Origin of the sequence: Candidatus Erwinia haradaeae, assembly GCF_900698855.1 — a bacterium.
GTDB classification, from domain to species: Bacteria; Pseudomonadota; Gammaproteobacteria; order Enterobacterales; family Enterobacteriaceae; genus Erwinia_E; species Erwinia_E haradaeae_F.
Map to the genome: position 1 here is coordinate 727,884 of NZ_LR217698.1, position 19,517 is coordinate 747,400.

General features: G+C 25.9%; 9 protein-coding genes and 3 tRNA genes. 4 read left to right on the top strand and 8 right to left on the bottom strand.

What is annotated here, in order from left to right:
- The first annotated feature begins 1,644 nt into the window (after positions 1 to 1,644).
- Positions 1,645 to 3,045: a Si-specific NAD(P)(+) transhydrogenase gene (sthA, locus tag HACICURT3053_RS02170; RefSeq protein WP_157992102.1), complete on the top strand. Its 1,401-nt coding sequence runs from the start codon at positions 1,645 to 1,647 to the stop codon at positions 3,043 to 3,045.
- 1,337 nt (positions 3,046 to 4,382) lie between these two features.
- Complete coding sequence (gene nfuA / locus HACICURT3053_RS02175; protein WP_157992103.1) at positions 4,383 to 4,958, top strand: Fe-S biogenesis protein NfuA; 576 nt, start codon at positions 4,383 to 4,385, stop codon at positions 4,956 to 4,958.
- A gap of 313 nt (positions 4,959 to 5,271) precedes the next feature.
- Here nfuA and rplY read toward each other — a convergent pair whose 3' ends face one another.
- The 6 genes from rplY to sdhE all read right to left on the bottom strand — a co-directional run bounded on the left by rplY (position 5,272) and on the right by sdhE (position 10,597).
- A complete protein-coding gene (rplY, locus tag HACICURT3053_RS02180) occupies positions 5,272 to 5,589 on the bottom strand; it encodes a 50S ribosomal protein L25 (protein ID WP_157992104.1) in 318 nt (105 codons plus the stop codon).
- Positions 5,590 to 6,322: 733 nt separating this feature from the next.
- Positions 6,323 to 6,398: transfer RNA gene (locus tag HACICURT3053_RS02185), tRNA-Phe, on the bottom strand.
- 1,041 nt (positions 6,399 to 7,439) lie between these two features.
- Positions 7,440 to 7,525: transfer RNA gene (locus tag HACICURT3053_RS02190), tRNA-Leu, on the bottom strand.
- 14 nt (positions 7,526 to 7,539) lie between these two features.
- Positions 7,540 to 7,613: transfer RNA gene (locus HACICURT3053_RS02195), tRNA-Cys, on the bottom strand.
- Positions 7,614 to 7,928: 315 nt separating this feature from the next.
- Positions 7,929 to 8,477: a CDP-diacylglycerol--glycerol-3-phosphate 3-phosphatidyltransferase gene (gene pgsA / locus HACICURT3053_RS02200; protein ID WP_157992105.1), complete on the bottom strand. Its 549-nt coding sequence runs from the start codon at positions 8,475 to 8,477 to the stop codon at positions 7,929 to 7,931.
- 1,853 nt (positions 8,478 to 10,330) lie between these two features.
- Positions 10,331 to 10,597, bottom strand: a complete 267-nt coding sequence (gene sdhE / locus HACICURT3053_RS02205; protein WP_157992106.1) for an FAD assembly factor SdhE — start codon at positions 10,595 to 10,597, stop codon at positions 10,331 to 10,333.
- Between the two features lie 458 nt (positions 10,598 to 11,055).
- On the opposite strand from sdhE, the gene folE reads away from it, so the two are divergent.
- Complete coding sequence (gene folE / locus HACICURT3053_RS02210; protein ID WP_157992107.1) at positions 11,056 to 11,721, top strand: GTP cyclohydrolase I FolE; 666 nt, start codon at positions 11,056 to 11,058, stop codon at positions 11,719 to 11,721.
- A 638-nt stretch (positions 11,722 to 12,359) separates the two neighbouring features.
- On the opposite strand, the gene dolP is transcribed toward folE, so the two are convergent.
- Both dolP and pssA read right to left on the bottom strand, forming a co-directional pair.
- The gene (gene dolP / locus HACICURT3053_RS02215; protein ID WP_157992108.1) at positions 12,360 to 12,932 is read right to left on the bottom strand and encodes a division/outer membrane stress-associated lipid-binding lipoprotein; all 573 of its coding nucleotides are present in this window, start codon (positions 12,930 to 12,932) and stop codon (positions 12,360 to 12,362) included.
- A 2,069-nt stretch (positions 12,933 to 15,001) separates the two neighbouring features.
- Entirely contained in the window at positions 15,002 to 16,357 is a 1,356-nt protein-coding gene (gene pssA, locus HACICURT3053_RS02220) for a CDP-diacylglycerol--serine O-phosphatidyltransferase (RefSeq protein WP_157992312.1), read from the bottom strand.
- 1,202 nt (positions 16,358 to 17,559) lie between these two features.
- Between pssA and gshA the strand changes: the two genes are divergently transcribed.
- Positions 17,560 to 19,086 (top strand): glutamate--cysteine ligase, encoded by a 1,527-nt coding sequence (gene gshA, locus HACICURT3053_RS02225; RefSeq protein ID WP_157992109.1) that lies wholly within the window; start codon positions 17,560 to 17,562, stop codon positions 19,084 to 19,086.
- Positions 19,087 to 19,517 lie beyond the last annotated feature (431 nt).

Genomic DNA, 19,517 nt, shown 5'->3' on the forward strand with positions numbered 1-19,517 from the left:
ATATTCTATAGAATATACCGTCTAATTGTCTTCTCCAATCTACTATTCTCTATCTTTTTCTTGGTATCAAGTTTCTGCGTATCATTTCTGTAACTAAAAGTCTGAAGTTACTTGAATATCCTAAAATACAACATATTCAAATATGAATAAACAATATTAATTTTCCAGATCTCAAACGTTATTCAATATTAATGAATACGATATTATATCTATATTCTTAAAAAATTGACTTGTTAAGATATTCTATTTAGACCCTATGATCTATCTAAAATATAATATATAAAATATGAAAAAATAGATATTATAAAAAATATCTATTTTAAAAATAAATAAGATATTTTCCAAAAAATGTATGATTAGATATGTAAATATAAAATTTTAATAAATTAAATAATTTACACAAGAAAGTTTTATAAATAGTTATTTTCGATATTAAAAAGAAATTAATTTAAAATTACAACATATCTTATATATATAATTTTCTGCTCTATATAAAACCACTGTATAAACCATTTTAAATACAATTTTATTATATACAATACATTTAAATAATATTGATCTGATTACCTTTTTTACTAGAACTAATAGAATAAATCATATTTTTAATATACATTATATAAAATAAATAAGATAATAAATAACACAAAATAAAAAATTATAATTGAAAGATTTAAGTATAAATAATAATATCATTTATATAAACTATATAAAATATATATAAATAAATAAAAAAATTAACTATAATCTGATAAAAATAAAATGTTATCTTCATAAATATGAAAAGAAAATACTAAAATAATATTATAATTAAATCTAAATACGTAAACCCTTTTGAGATCCACTCTTACCAAAATAAATTATTTAGTCACAGTTATAAGAATGATAACTTACGATGACTTACTCGTGTGAGTATAAATTTCCCTTTTTTCTACAAAATTTATACAATAAATATGCAGTAATTTTCTTCCTATCTGCTCTATAATTTCTATATTAATAATTATCATTATTATTTATTATGCTTAAATTAATTATTATGTCTATAAAAAATCATTTCTTAGATTAAGAAATCATAAATTTTACAAAATTTCAATAACTTTTTGTAAGAACAAAAATAAAATGCTCATTAAAATTTATGATAAATTATAAATAAATACTATCTCAGCTCTCTATTAAATGTAAAAATAGAAAAATTTATTAAAACCCTTATTTATCTTAAATAATATAAATAATATTTTTAATATAAGTTATATACAAAATCTAACATCTATAAAGCTATATTCAAAAAAAATTTACATTATAAATATAAAAATCAAATCGGATAGAAATCCTCCTAAAATTTCTAAAAATATTACACACCTGCATCAACAGGACTATGCGTTAGAACCAAAATAGTTAATAGTACTTTAATTCTCAAAAACTCCCTATTTTATGGATGTATATATTTCGAACTTATCGTCATCTCTATTGTATCCTAGAGATGTATATCTTAGAAATAATTTTAATAAAACAGTAGTCTTATACCAAAGATAACTATACTTATACATTAAAAATTAATCAACTACAGATAACATATATTTATAATGAAAGCACATTTAGATAATGCCAAAAACTCTGTTGATGATATAACATATAGGAAATTTTAGTATGAAAAAATCTCATGATTATCATGCCATTGTTATTGGCTCAGGCCCAGGTGGTGAAGGTGCTGCAATGGGTCTGGTTAAACAAGGAGTACATATAGCAGTTATTGAGCGCTATCAGAATATTGGCGGTGGGTGTACTCATTGGGGAACTATTCCCTCAAAAGCACTTCGCCATGCTGTAAGCAGAATCATTGAGTTTAACCACAATCCTCTTTATAGCAATCAAACTCAATTCCTTCGTTCTTCTTTTTCTGAAATCTTGAATCATACTGTTAATGTAATCAACCAACAAACTCATGTGCGACAAGGATTTTATGAACGAAACCACTGTGACATTTTTCAAGGACATGCTCATTTTATTGATAATCATACAATTGAAATTTTAATTCCTGATGGAAGCACCGAAAGACTTACAGCTAAAAAGTTTGTTCTTGCATGTGGATCACGACCTTATCATCCACCCAATATTGACTTTAATAACCCACGCATCTATGATAGTGATTCTATCCTTAATCTACAACATGATCTTAATCACGTTATTATTTACGGTGCTGGAGTCATTGGTTGTGAATATGCTTCAATTTTTCGAGGGCTCTCTATTAAAGTTGATTTAATTAATACTCGTAATCGTCTTCTCTCATTTTTAGATCAAGAAATGTCAGATTCCCTCTCATACCACCTCTGGAATAATGGAGTAGTAATTCGGCCTAATGAAGAACTAAAAAAAATTGAAGAAGTGCCTGATGGGATTATTGTACACCTGAAATCTGGAAAAAAAATAAAAGCAGGATGTCTCCTGTATGCTAATGGTCGATCAGGTAATACACATTCCTTGTCATTGAAAAATGTAGGCCTCGTGGCAGATATACGGGGTATGTTAAAAGTGAATCACCTATATCAGACAGAGCAACCTCACATCTACGCAGTAGGAGACATTATCGGCTATCCTAGTCTAGCCTCAACTGCATATGATCAAGGACGTCTTGCTTCTCAAGCAATGATTAAAGGCGAGGTAATAACAAATTTAAGTAAAGATATACCAACAGGTATATACACTATTCCAGAAATTAGCTCTATTGGTCAAACTGAACAAAAATTAACAGCTATGAAGATCCCTTATGAAGTGGGGAGAGCACAGTTTAAACATCTGGCACGTGCGCAAATTATTGGTATGAGCGTTGGAAGTCTAAAAATTCTCTTCCACCGAGAAACCAAAGAAATTCTAGGCGTCCACTGTTTTGGTGAGAGAGCAGCCGAAATAATTCATATTGGTCAGGCTATAATGGAACAGAAAAATGGTGGTAATACACTTGAATATTTTGTTAATACAACATTCAACTATCCAACTATGGCGGAAGCCTATCGGGTCGCGGCGTTGAATGGTATAAATCGATTATTTTAATAATCTACTACGAACACGGCATCTCGATAAACTATTACTTTTATCTATATAAAATTATAAAAATATAATATTAATATCATTAATAAAACAATTTACCCTTGACCACATATTTAAATATCAATATTATAATTAATAGATGAAAATCAATGACAGAGAATTACTCGAGATGCAGAACCTAAACGCTATCTAATTAAAATCTGTCAAGAATAGATCTCTATTATCATATAATTTTAATTTTGAAGAACATAAAAAATTACTTGTAGGTGTATGTGTTAAGATGATAAATAAATGGTTCTACCTAGAAGGTAGAATTTAAATATCTTTTATTATATATACAAATAATTTGATATATGTTTTACGATAAATTACTTTTAATAAAAGATCTAATCTCTATCTATATAGACCAAAGTACGTAAAAATACATTAAAAAAACCTATTAATTCTTTTTCAGCCTAATGCATATCTAATTCTAATAAAGATTAAGTTCTAGAAATATCTAAAATTAAGAATTTTAATATTGAAATTAAATTCATCACTATTTTTATTCACTAAAAAATTATCTAATTTCATATTTTAAATGTGAAACATAAGGACAACTATTTCCACAACCTTTCATATTTAAATTTACAACTTAAAACATAACAAATATCCTATCGAATAAAATTCATACAGTTATTATAGAAACTATATATTTTAGAGAAACTATATCATCTTCCTTAGTCTTTTCTATCTACATAAACAACAAGCCTAAATTTGACTATAAAATAGACTTATATCTATAAACATAATTAAAATAAAATATATAGATAATTAATAAGAGTATTAAAAATACTAATATATAATGCTTATATTAAAAATAACAAATTGATATCTTTATCCATGAATGAATGAAATATAGATATAAGAAAAATTTACATCTATAAACAATAGGCAATGTTACTATCAATAATCAAATTATCAGATATAATCTGTTATCATTTTCAACAGAATTTTATAGAATAATTAGTATATGACTGAATAATTTAATTTAATTATATAGACTAAAAATCATATTTATACTACACTTTTATCTAATAAAAATTATGCATAAACTATAGAATGTTTCTAACATCAATTTTAAATTGATATCATCAGATTAATCATCAATGCCAGATATGATAGATATGAAATACATGGAATATCAATACTAATTAATAAATACATTATATATAAATATATGACGTATATGCATTAATTTATTGCACTAATAACCATAGAAATATTCTCCATTATTTATTTATTTTTTCAAATCTTAATGGATAAAACAAAATGAGTATTTATATTATTGAGAACTCATCATGATCATGATTACTAATTCTGCCCAAATGCATTTTATAAAACTTTTATCAACTCAGAAAAACGGAACCCAAATTCGTCTATTTATTATTAATCCAGGTACAGAAACTGCTGAGTGCGGTGTTAGCTACTGCTCTCCTGAAACAGTAGCAGAAACCGATACTGAATTAAGATTCTCTCAATTTTCAGTATTTATTGATGAAAATAGTCATCCATATTTTCAAGATGCCGAAATCGATTTTGTTACTGATGCACTTCTATCTCAGCTAACATTAAAAGCACCTAATGCTAAAACACCTAAAATTCATTCTAATTCTCCACTTATTGACCGAGTAAAACATATCTTACAAACAAAAATTAATCCAAAATTAGCTCATCATGGTGGTGGAGTTTCAATAATAAATATAACTGATGAAGGATATGCAATTCTTAAATTTATAGGAGGTTGTAACGGGTGTTCTATGGTAAACCTTACTATTAAAGAAGGTATTGAAAAAGAACTACTGACTTCCTTTCCAGAATTAAAAGGAATACAAGATATCACCGACCATCAATATGGAAAACATTCCTTTTACTAAATTTAACAGGAAAATAAGCATTCTATAAATTAGGATCAAACCACCTGTATTTGCTAATACAAAAAAAAGAAGATATATTTGTCTATAATTACAAAAAGGCCTAATTATAAAATGAATGACATTCTTACAATAAAAATAAAGGTTTAGTATAAATAAAAATATTTATTAAAATTTACCTCTTTACTATGATTTATAGTATAAAAATAATATTTATGCATTAAATATCTAAATCAGTATTTTATATTCCAAATAATATATTTTAAATGGAACTCTATGTCTTTGTAAAAAGTCATAGAGTTCCATTTAAAATATATTAAGACTCATATCTACTCAAGTTAGATGATTCGACAATACGCATAAAATCAATATGATGTATCTTTGGCTTAAACGGGTGTCGCTGCATTGCCTGCACCCTAACCTTAGTTTCTATCCCATCAACAACTAAAGAAATAACATTTTTATAAAAACTAGTTTCTAACTGAAGATTAATTACAAATTTCTCAGCTATTTCAATAGCAAATAAAGGTTCGTTTCCACCGTATACAATTGCAGGAAATCTATTAGATATGCGTAGCCGGCGGCTCGAACTCTTGCCACACTTCTGACGAATTGAAGCATGAATAATGAGCATTATTACGTCCTTTTAGTTTTAAATATCTTTTTACACGCTATATAAATAAGTCTAATTTGTATTAGATATAAATTAAAAAATCACATCACGCTAATTATACTGAATTAATAAAGTAATAGTTGTATAATTATATACTAACAACAATAACTTTACATAATTCAAACGTAATAAAACAATTACTGTAAATATAAAATACTGATTTAGATATTTAATGCATAAATATTATTTTTATACTATAAATCATAGTAAAGAGGTAAATTTTAATAAATATTTTTATTTATACTAAACCCTTATTTTTCTTATAAAAATTTAACTAAAATTTTAAAAATGATATCAATTTCACCTTTATGGTATAGTCTAACAAAAAAATAGTATAAGATATATATCTTTAAAATCTTTATAAAATTCTTGCAAATATAAAATCTAAAAATAAAAAATACGTTATTTTCTTTATCAAAATTTATATAGTTATTGTTAATCAAGATTTTAGTATTTAACCAAATTTCTATAATAATTCTTTTATATTATTATAGAAATTTTAATAAGAAAACTTATCAAGACATCTAAAATATTTATATTAAATAATTAACGCTCCAGGCTAACTTATTGCATCATCATTATTATAATAATAAAAATCAAATTTTATAAAAGTAGATTAATTATCGTCTTACCTCAAACTCAATCTCTTATCACAGTAAGGTTCTTTACTATATTACCATCTAATATCTTAATATGGTGCCCGAACTTGGAATCGAACCAAGGACACGGGGATTTTCAGTCCACTGCTCTACCAACTGAGCTATCCGGGCAAAGAGTTATACAAACTATATATGAAAAAATTATCTATAAATTAATTATAAATTAAATTTACAATTTTAAAAAAAATATATAATTTCCTCTAAATTATACAACATGACTAAAATTTTATAATTTAATTGTTAATCAAACGAAGTGATAATTAAATAAATAGATATTCTATAAATTTCTAATTTATGGAACTATAACAATGCTTAAAATATACATTTTAATTTATAATATAAGACAAGTCTATATTTATCTGAATTTAAAATTCATACTTCAATAACCTCTAAATATCATTTTATTCATTATAAAACCAGTTCAATTAAATAATTTCTATTATTATATAATAACAGACCTCTTCATTTATCAAAATAAAATATCTAGGAGTTTTTTAGATTTAAAAAACACTGAAATGATAATTCTGTAATTATTTTATTGAATAGAATGATTTTCATTAAAATAATGAAAAGGATTTTATCCTCTTACTTTTTAATTTAAATTAGAATTAAAATAATCACTTCTATTAATATAACTCTCACTAAGTAATTTATTAAAAATTTATTTACATCTTATATGATATCATATTTTAATATATATTACCACTCTTCAATTCATTCGAATTAATATACATGTACCCTTCCGTAAACATAAATCGATTATATCTTATATAGTAATATATAAACAGTGACGATATTAATATGGACTATCTTTATCCTAAAAATCCATTAATTCACTATATTTAATTTTAAAATATATACTTTTCTTAATTGAGTTAGTTTTTCTTTCGCAAAAAAATTTAAAAAAATCTTATCTATTATCTCAAAACAATATATCAAAATATGATGATTTAAAAAATATATACGATTCTACTGCGATGTGAATACAATGTTCCAATGTGATCTACTGTCAAAATTACTAAATTAATATCTTAAAATCAAACAAATTAAACCATATATATAAGAAATTTGTTCATAACTCAGAGATATAAAATGTAAAAACAAAAAAAATCAACATGTAAATAAAATTTCTTTTCGTAGTAAAGTCTCAAATGGTACCCGGAGCGGGACTTGAACCCGCATAGCTATAAGCCGAGGGATTTTAAATCCCTTGTGTCTACCAATTTCACCACCCGGGCTTAAAGTTAAATAGTGGAGGCGCGTCCCGGAGTTGAACCGGGGTGGGCGGATTTGCAATCCGCAGCATAACCATTCTGCCAACGCGCCTTAAATTTCACCAATAAAATTAACCCATTAAGTTCGAAAATTAATTAAACATCAATTCAATCTTCATAAAATACAACAAAATAAAAAAACTAAAATCCCACAAGCTAGTATTCACCATTTCATGCTTAATTTAAGCAATAACATACAATTTTATTGTATCATAAAAGCGTAACTCATATTTTTACACTTTCTAAATTTATTCTATATAGTTATAATAAACTACATTATTTAATGTTAAATTTTAAACGTAAACAAAAGATAAAGTCAATATAATTTTCTATAAAAACACCTTTTTATACATACTTATAATATTTATTAATGTTCAAATAAATTACTACGTGCAGAATGTAAATATTGAAACATTGACCAAACTGTTAGCATCGTGGAAATATATAATGCTGCTATTCCAATTCTTTCAACCATACCATCTGGGCGCCAAAGTAATGCGAATAACGCTAACATTTGTACAGTAGTTTTGACCTTGCCTATCCATAATACTGAAACACTTCTACTTTTTCCTCGTCCCGCCATCCACTCACGTAAAGCAGAAATAATAATTTCCCTCGCAATTATTGATAAAGCTGGTAGCGTAATTAACCAAGAGTGAAAATATTCAACTACTAATACTAATGCAATTGTTACCATAATTTTATCTGCTACTGGATCAAGAAACTCTCCAAATTGCGTAGTTTGTTTCCAGCGACGCGCTAAAAAACCATCGAACCAATCAGTAATAGATGCAAATATAAAAATCAATGCACATACTAATGGAGCCCAGCGACATGGCAAATAAAAAACAAATACAAAAAATGGAATAAGCCCTATACGACACAAGGTAAGTAAGATTGGAATATTAAATGACATAATTATGCTAATGTGCTAACTATTCTTGATAAAACTAATTACTATCAGACTGATCTCAAAAATACAGATAATAATCTTACACTATGCAGATGCCCTATCCAACCCTACGTATATATCTTAATATAATGAGAAACTTTAACTATAATGAGATCTACCACGACCTCTGATTTATAAAGGATGCATCCTTTGTGTTTTATTAACCGTGGAGAAATAATCTTCATAATATGAGAGAAAAATTAAACTTTATGCTCTAATTAGAAAAAATAAATCTCATTCTAGTCATTCTAATCATCAACTATTTCAATCTTTTTCTTGTTCGCAGACTGATAAGTCTAATTTTTTAAATTTCATAACAACACTAATATATAATTTATGATATAGGATATAATATTAATTAATAACCTGAAATAAAAAATATTAAATAATTTTATGTCTAACATAGATATAAATAAAGATAGTCTATAGTAAACTCTAGTAGCTCCGCCAGGAGCACCCTCATAAACGAATTATTTTTTCTTTAAAATACTTCTGACTCACACTTAGTTACGAGTTGATATTATCTAATTTTTTCTTAAAACTCATATAAACATAAGTATTGACTAGAAAAATATGAAATGAATAAGATGTAATTATATTAATTACTTTAAAACAATTAACAATTGTAGAAAAATCTAAAAAATATTATTTATATTACTCTTTTTATATAAAGAGTATACACAATATAAATATACAAATAGTTATGAACATTAAATAATCTAAATTAAGATAAATACAATCATCTTGTTAAATACACCTAGGTCTAATAAGTAACAGTATATAAATTAATATTATAACTAATATATTCTACTATCTAGTAACCAATTCGGTAATATTATTCTTTAACAATTACATCTATAAGATAGGATCTTTAATTCTTTTATTTCATTAATCAAGAAAGACAATAGAAGCTTTTTCACTGACTACTCTCAATTTAATTGATGTAAAGTTTAGTATATGATGAAAATATTAAACATAATAGTAGAAGGATTCACTATAAATTACTTACATAACTAACCGTATTCAGCTCTTTAAGAGCTGAATACGGTATGATAAATATATAATCAAAAATTAATCAATTAAACAATATCCATTCATTATATAAAAATGATATATATGATAAATATTACAGCTCACTAGAACGATGAATAAAATTAGTCTTATAGAGACCATTCAATCTATTCATTGAGTACTTGTAATCCAGAAAGTAATAGATAATATTATAATTGAATTAACTTTACTGTGAATCATACTAAAATAATATGTTTTGAGTGCAATCAATAGATTTACCAATGAAATCTTCTTCTATAATAGATCTATAATCTCTAATACATATATATCATCTTAATCTTATATAATTTCTTATCAAATAAGAACAGAGTTAAATTCTCCAAATGTTCTAATCTAATCATATAAGAAATTTATCATTTTTAATTATAAAAATTACTAGATGAGTATAATTACTAAAAAATTTTAGTACTTTACTATATAAAATAATATTAAAATATTAAAAAAATAGTTTATACAAAATATTCCATTATAAAAATCAATATCACACACATAACAAAATAAAATTTTAGCACTTAAAAATGCGATGTGATCTATAGTGCGTCATTGTCATAAACAATAAACTTATTTTATAAGTTTCTCATAAACACAATCATTAAACTATAACAGACCATTCTTAGTAGATTATCTTCTAAGATAGAACACACTAATGCATTTATTCCATACTAATCTTAAAAAATATCTCTAATTAAAAATCAATAAATATATACTTCTGTAAAAACAAAACGATAATATTACTCAAATATCATTTACCGTATAACAAACTCACGCATTTGATTTCTCTGTTGAATTATGGATACTATTCTTTGTAGATCAGTATCTTCCGGTACTTCATAACGCATTAACCAATTTAATAAATCTGGATCATTACTCTGCAATAAACGAAAAAATATCTTCTGATCATTTTTACTCAAAGAATCAAAATCATACTGAAAAAAAGGAATAATCAATAAATCAAGTTCTCTCATACCACGATGGCATGCCCAATAAATTCGCGATTTATTTTTGATATCCATATAATATACTCTCGATTAAATAACAATCATGCTATTCTATCAATATGGGAAAATTCTTTATAAGAATTATTAAACACTTCATAAAATAATTGAATATCCTCAATTCATGCTATAATAATCTCATTTTTATAGAAAAATTAAATATCTACATCTCCTAATGCTTAATCTATATCTCCTAATGCTTATAAGTGTAAAAACCTAATCAGATATAATAATTTTATACAATAAAACTAGCTTTAGCCAAAATTCTTATTTACATAGATTTTATGATATAAATAAATAAAAACAATACCGATACACGCATGGATTATATAATATTAATTATTTTTTTAAATTCACATATGAAACTTTAACTTCTCTAAGTTAAATAACTAACACACATCTATTTCCTATTAGAGAAAATCTGATTAGCATGCTTTATTAACAAGAAACTAAATCACTTCCGGAGAAAATAATAGATGTCGATAATAAGCTCAGAAGCCAAGCTCGTGCATGACGCCTTAGTAGAACTCAATTTGGAAGCCCCATTAAAAGAATCACATTCTAACATAGATAAACATGCTTGTAAGACATTAATTTCTAATTATATAACGAAAATTCTAGAAGTTATGAGACTTGATATACAAGACCATAGTTTAATGGAAACACCACAGCGCATAGCTAACATGTATGTAGATGAAATCTTTTTCGGCCTAGACTACGCCAATTTTCCTAAAATTACATTATTTAACAGTAACATGAAAATTGATGAAATAGTTATTATACGTAATATTTCCTTAACTAGCACATGCGAGCATCATTTCATGATGATTGATGGTCAAGCTACTATAGCTTATATCCCAAAAAATACAGTTATTGGATTATCTAAAATTAATCGTATTGTACATTTTTTTTCCTCTCGACCTCAGCTACAAGAGAGATTAATTCAGCAAATCCTGGTTGCATTACAAATACTTCTAAATACCTGTAATGTAGCAGTATCAATTCAAGCAAGACATTATTGTGTTAAAGCACGCGGCGTTCGTGATAACACAACCACAACTACAACAACCTCTTTAGGAGGACTATTCAAATCTAATCAACAAACCCGACAAGAATTCCTACAATTATTAAGTAATAATTAATGAAAACGTAATAACCAATCACATTTATTTATAATTAAAAAAACAAAATAATCAAAAAACTTAAAAAAATAAAATATTAATAAAATAGCTATAATAGAATCCTGACAATAATCCAAAGTTAAACGTAATATTAGATATTTATATCATAACATCAAAATTATAACCTTTAAAATACATAACAATCACTATTAATAACACTTATGTTATTTCACTAAGATAAAACTCATGGAAAAATATACGCTCATCTATATTTCTATATTTACATAATCAATTAATTCTGACATACTTCATAATCTTAAAAAGTTTACATATCTCTCTTAAAAAGATAATTAATAATTTGATTTACCCCATTAAATAGAATCAACTATCTATCTTATTAAGATATATCGACCTTATAAATATAATTATAACTTCTTAAATAAAAGCTATTTCTTTCTTAAAGACAGTGCGTTCTGTTAAAAATAGTGAGATTAATTAAAATAATCTATTAATAAATTTATATAAAAAAATATTAGAAGATATTAATAATGTTATTAAATATTCAATATCATGCAATATAAATAACATAGCGATATCTCCTAACTTTTAGAATAATCTAATTAATATAGATAAGAACCAAAATACCATAACATCGTGAATTAATGTACAATAGTAAATATTGTAGCAACATGCTGCACACCGTGTACATGCTCAGCAATATCTACTAATATTTTTGCCTCCTCTTTGGTGACCAAGCCTAACAAAAATACTTCACTAGATTCAGTATGAACTTTAACGTGTGAAAACTTCACCTTTTTATTACTCAAAAATTGTGAACGCACTTTAGTACTAATCCAAGCATCAAACGAAGCTGTGCCCAAGCTTACATTTTTTTTTATACGAATTGCGTTGTACACTGAAGTAGTACCTTTAATACTCATAGCAATCTCTTGGGCATGCTGAACCAACTGATTATCAAGAGCTTGACCAGTTAGTAGCACCATCCCCTTATAAGAAGTAGCTGAAATATGTGTCATTTTGTGTATCTTTTGGTCTTTACGCAACGCCTTAGTCACTCGATATTCTAAAATTTGATCATCTACTTGAGTACCTACAGTTCGTGGATCAGTAACAACCTGAGCTGCTATTGCAGTGCTTGTAACTAATGCAGCTGAACACCCTTGTAACATACACATATTACACATTAATATCAAAAAAGATACTACCTTCATATTCACACTCCTTTGAAATAAATCCTAGAAAACAAGTTTTTTATTTATTCAATCAAAATAATTAACAATACATATATGACTATATTAACTTTAAGTTAATACTTTAAAAAAATAATTTTATCTTTTTCTAAAACAGAACCATAATCTACAAATACTTGTAATTAATTAGAAAACACCAAACTTCACTTAATTAATCTGTTTAGAAAATTATAGAATATAATGACAATGAACTGATATTTTAAAATCAATAGTAGAATATCATTTTTTATAAAAACACCTAACATCTACTAAATAGATCCAAATTTTAGTAATATAAAATGCTCGATTCTTAAAATAAGTATTGTATTGATAAACACATCTCAAATAACGTAATGATAGAAACAATGGCATTATCCTTATTAGGATATAATATGACACCACATTAAGTTACTATATTATATAAATGAAGGACAAGCTTAAATTTTATTAAAACTAACATAACTTAACGGATAATAAGATACTTACTGATTCTCTTTACATCTTAATATCTACTATCAAACATACTTTATTTTACAATACGTGATCCGTATCGAATTACATCGAATAATTTTATTATTGACACACATAAAAGATACTGATTCTACTTATATTCATTAATGCTTATGATTTTAAAATCATAATAATATTCCATGAATACCCTATGATTAGAAGATATAAAACCCTGATCTTATAATCAGAAACAAATTTATTTAACAAAACATCAATCTATACAAGATCTTACTAAATAAAAAAATGAAAAATAAAATATAAATATTATACAATATGAAATAACACAATAAATTGTTCCTCTTACTGCTTATCTCTTTCTTGACCCACCCTAATAACTAAAAAATATTATTTTAATATTATGTAATTAAAATATTAATGATATATAACTTATCTGTAATCATATAATTAAATAGATATTTAAATTCTCTCCAACTTTTAATGTGATTAGAATCTACACAATAATCATAAGTGTATACCATCATTAAACAGCCTAATATAATGTATATATTCATATTAAATATATTAGGACAATGATATTGTAAAGCGATGTGTAATTAATTATTAGACCTATCTCAGTAATTCAGTAGAATTATTAAGAAGAAGTCGTTCCCCAATATATAATCAAATTAATCGTATATTGATATTAACCTTATATTAAAATCTAATTACTAATTTTGATTTATATAGATATAGTAAGCATTATTCATAAGTTAAGGATTACCAATTATGTAAATAACCGCACAGTACGAGCATGCTTGCTCTTTTGCATATCACTATATAATGGAAAATATTTATTTTCTTTGATTACCTAGTTAGAATATTACTATATATTTATCATTCTCTAGTTCAGAGTAAAATATATCTTATAAAGATTCTTATATAAATTAGTTACTATACAACTGATAAAATTATTGAGAATTTTCTATAAAATATCATCTCTTTGTAGACTTCTTCTTTAAAATTACATCAAATACACAAGACTTTTTACTCACTATTTGTCAATACTCGAGTATCAAACTATCTATTATTTTTTCATCTAAAATCAATCTAATTCTAAAACCATAGAAATCTAAAAATTAAACATCTCACTATTAGTAAATAGTTATAATATAACCATACTATAATTTTGTAATACCACTCATTTCATCTTAACCCTAAATTCTATAACTGAACATCATATTTTTATTCGAAGTACGTTTCATAATCAATAAAAGAAACTATATTGATTAACTATCTCAAGAAATATGATATACATATTAAATTATTCTCAATATAACATAACAATATCTATGTAATACTTATTTCAAAAAAAAATAAAAAAACAATATTAGATCTATTTTTTAAAAAACCTAAGTTTATCTATAATTTTAATATCATATAAACTCATATTCTTTTTTTACAAAAAAAATAAAAATAAAAAAACTAATTATAATTATTTACTATTTAATTTAAATGTACATTACAGAGATAATTTCTCCTCAATCAAAGAATCCTCTATTAATTAATATTATTAAAGCACTACCCCCAACAACTATCAATGCCTATAAAATACGTCGAAGCAGTCGATCTATCTGCATACGGTGAACCCCAAGAATTAATCTTCGTGCTTTATCTGGATAATCAACAATATTCTCTAAATCATTAGCATGATATATAAATTTAGTATTTTGACGAATTATATTTAATTCACGGAAACGTTGATCTGCAAGTTGCTGTAGCGGGTCGTGAATTAATATTGCATTTTCTAAATCTAGAGACCACGCACGCGGATTAAAGTTATTTCCAGTAATCATCATCCATGTATCATCTACCCATAATCCTTTAAGGTGATAACTATTATTACCATCTTTCCAAATACGTATTGTTAGTTGTCCTCTATAAATATAATTTTGTAAACGACTTAAAAATCGGCGTAAATTAATCTCATATAAATAAGGTAGGATCCCAATAATCTGAAATGGTTGACTTTCAGGAATATAAAAATCATTCGCAGTTTTATCTCCAACAATAATCTCAACTTTTCTGCCATGACGTAAAATATAGATGATATTTCGTACTAAAATAGACGGAAGATTAAAATAAGGAGTGCAAATAATAAGATGACTTTTAACAGAAACAATAAGATAATAAATAGTTTTATTTAATAAACTACGCCTACCCAACCCAAGAAGTGGAGTAACCGATAGCTTATTACTCATGATATTTCCCAAATATTGATAATGACATCTTCTTAAATCATGACGTAATTTTCTTGTTGCATTTTTAATCTGTGAGCTACGAGGACGATAACATTGATCTAATCTCTGCGTAGCTTTAGATTTTAATAAATTAACACTGATCCAATTAAACATTGTATCAGCTAGCAATCGATTTCCAATAATATGATAACGATCATATCTATATTGATTATTCTGATGTAAATAAATGTTATTAAAGTTCGCACCTGTATATAAAACAGTATCGTCGATAACTAACCCTTTTAAATGCAAAATACCCAGAGCTTCTCGGGTGTTAACAGGAATTCCATAAATAGGAATAGAGATATTAGGATTTTGACTGGCTATCTCATAATACCAATCAGCATTAGTAAAACTACAAGTACTACCGATACGACAACGCTGAGCACGATGCCAATCAACTACTACGCTAACATCTAAATTAGGTTTCTGTTTTTTAACTTTATAAAGTGCAGAAAAAATCGATTGACCACCCTCATCATTCTCTAAATATAAAGCCACGATACAAACTCGTCTTGTAGCCTGAAAAATCCGTTCCAATAAAGTTTTACGAAAGTCAACCGGAGAAAATAATGTAATAAAATCCATCACAGACTGCGAAATTTTTGGTAGCATTGCAAAATGCTCTTGATGCTTATTTCGTTTTAATTTAAACACAATCACAAAAATTTCTTTCCTAGTTAAATAATAATCTTAATGCAATAACCCATAAATCTAAATACAAATACTAAAGTTAGTCCTTCTCCTTATACATAAATATTTATTATCCTGCTTATACAAAATTTTATGATATATCATTGTTAGAAACAATGGATGTATCCTGACTTATAATAATATAACAGTAAAAATATAATGACATGACACTCTCTGTACTAATAAAATAATACATATGGTTTATTAAGTATTTTACTTTTCTATTTTACAATAATATCTCAATATTTCAATGTTCGAATTCTATCAAAATGACCATATAATAATAACTAATTTTTCTAAACAATGCACTCTTACGTAAAATAATAATTTTTATCAAAATTTAGTAAATATAATTATATTATACTAACTAATTTCTGTTAATACAAGAAACTAAATCCTCAAGTAATATCGATTATAAAGAACTCGATGATTTATTATTTTTGAAGATTCTATTAACTTCTGAAAATAAAACAATTCATGCAAGAAATAAATTCATTAAAATGTCTATAACATAATATTAAAATACTTCTTATCCTCAAACTTCAATCTCTCTTAGACATTGATTCTGTTAACCATAATAAAGGATCTTAATTAAGTTGATTATCTAGATCAGTAAGACCAAAAAATTCCAGAAATAGAGGTATAATTACCTTTAATTATAGAGATGATTATAAGTCCTCAGCTGTTTTTAATATTTTTAAAATCTAAATCACACATTAATATACAATTAATCTAATTATCAAAATAAAATAACCAATTGACTTTCCTAATAGATTATTTTTTTAAAGTAATAAAATGGAGTCAAAAAAATATAGATCATGTAGAAATATCATTAGATCACAACAAAAACATATTCTCATAGATTTAATAATCTAATCTTGCAATACTCTTAAATTACTTAACTCAAAGAAACCAATAAAAGATCAGCCCCAATCCTTGTATCTGATTTAAGGAGAATTCTAAACATTGTCAACTTTATAATATATTTTCATAACGCACACACTAAGACTAATAATGATTGCACTCTAATATCAATATAAATATTTAGATACATCCATACCATGGATCTACGAAATATAGAATACTATCATGGATTCATTCACCTTCAATAGGTACAATGATCTATATAATTCTTTAATGCACATATTATCTTTAAGTTGGAGGCACATTTGATTCCAGATCTGTCACAAGCTTTATCTTGGCTAAATGCTCATCCTTATGTATTTAAGGGAATCAGTCGAGGAATTGAACGAGAGACCCTACGTATTAAACCTGATGGATACCTTGCAACCACTGACCATCCAAAAAACTTTGGATCTCCTTTAACACATAACTGGATCACTACAGATTTTGCAGAAGCATTATTAGAATTCATTACACCAGTTGATCAAGATATTAATCATTTACTACAATTTCTACGTGATATTCATCGTTATGTCTCGTCTCAACTAGAAAACGAAATGATGTGGCCTATCAGCATGCCATGCCGAATATGTCCTAACTCAAGTATAAAACTTGCACAATACGGATCATCACATCTTGGACAAATGAAAACCCAGTATCGACAAGGACTTAAAAATCGATATGGTGCATTAATACAAATGATTTCAGGAATACATTATAATTTTTCATTACCTTTATCTTTTTGGCGCCTCTGGAAAAATATTAATACAACAAACAATGAAAAAGAAATAATATCTATTGGTTACTTAAGTTTAATACGAAACTACTATAGACTAGGATGGATAATTCCTTATCTTTTTGGTTCTTCACCAGCTATACCCCCTTCTTTAATTCAAGACAAACATCTTAAATTACCATTTGAATATAACCATCCAGACATGCTTTCACTTCCATATGCAACTTCGCTACGAATTAGTGAGATTGGTTATACTAATCGCAATAACAAACAACTAGCTATCACATTTAACAACCTGAAAGATTATATTTTTAATATTAAAACGGCAACTCAAACGCCTTCAGAAGAGTTTTCGGCAATAGGAATCAAGGATCAACAAGGCAATTGGTTACAACTCAATACTAATATACTACAAATTGAAGACGAATTATATATACCTATACGCCCTAAATGTCTTACAAATCTAAATGAAGTTTCGTCTGACGCACTGAAATACCGAGGGATTGAATATGTTGAAGTACGATCATTAGATATTAATCCATTCTCACCAATTGGAATTACAGATGAACAAATACGCTTTCTTGATCTTTTTCTTATTTGGTGCTCCCTAGCAGACTCTCCTGAATTAAATAATACTGAGTTAGATTATGCACGAAAGAACTGGAATTTAGTAAGCACTGAAGGACGTAAAATGGGACAAAAAGTCCATATGGGTCATAATAATAAGCCCTATTTTCTTTCTCAGGTAGGAAATAGACTTCTTCAAGACCTAATTCTAATAGCAAAAATTTTAGATAACTCTAGTAAAAAACCTCTTTACCAAAAGACATGCCAGAATCTACAAAAATCATTTGATAATCCAGGTTTAACCTATTCTTCCCGTTTACTTCATATTTTAAAAAAACAAGGTCTAGAGAAGACTGGATTAGACCTTGCTAAAAAATATCACTATCAGTTCTTAAAAGAAAAATTAGAAGTTATAGACATTCATAAATTTGACGAAGAAGCGAAACAATCCAGAGTTAGTCAAAGAAAACTAGAAAATTATGGTATATAATTAACCAACTACAACATTATGGTAGTTATCTAGATATAATGACAAAATAGTTCTTATTAAGATGCATGGATATAAAAATAGTGGTAATAACCATTCTCTTCTAAGAGAATTAGAAAATTTAAGAAATACCAATATGTGAATCAAATAAAAAAAATAAAACTAATGCAGACAAAATGCAAATACTAATTAACCTCACATACTGTATTTATATTAGCGTTAAAAAATCAAAAATAATAAAACAGAAAATTATACCTCGAAAAAAATATAATCTATCTATTTAAACAAAACGTAATCAGTATTTTAACCTTTACATTATCGATGATCATCTAGATACAGTATGAATTAAAAATAGATTTCAATATAAATCACCTTCATTAGGTTAACATAAAGATGTGATTAAAATCAATTTTTATACAAATAAAATATCTAAA

Bases quoted from the DNA above. Each gene is read 5' to 3' on its own strand.
- sthA (WP_157992102.1), top strand. From the start codon at position 1,645: ATGAAAAAATCTCATGATTATCATGCCATTGTTATTGGCTCAGGCCCA.
- nfuA (WP_157992103.1), top strand. From the start codon at position 4,383: ATGATCATGATTACTAATTCTGCCCAAATGCATTTTATAAAACTTTTA.
- rplY (WP_157992104.1), bottom strand. From the start codon at position 5,589: ATGCTCATTATTCATGCTTCAATTCGTCAGAAGTGTGGCAAGAGTTCG.
- pgsA (WP_157992105.1), bottom strand. From the start codon at position 8,477: ATGTCATTTAATATTCCAATCTTACTTACCTTGTGTCGTATAGGGCTT.
- sdhE (WP_157992106.1), bottom strand. From the start codon at position 10,597: ATGGATATCAAAAATAAATCGCGAATTTATTGGGCATGCCATCGTGGT.
- folE (WP_157992107.1), top strand. From the start codon at position 11,056: ATGTCGATAATAAGCTCAGAAGCCAAGCTCGTGCATGACGCCTTAGTA.
- dolP (WP_157992108.1), bottom strand. From the start codon at position 12,932: ATGAAGGTAGTATCTTTTTTGATATTAATGTGTAATATGTGTATGTTA.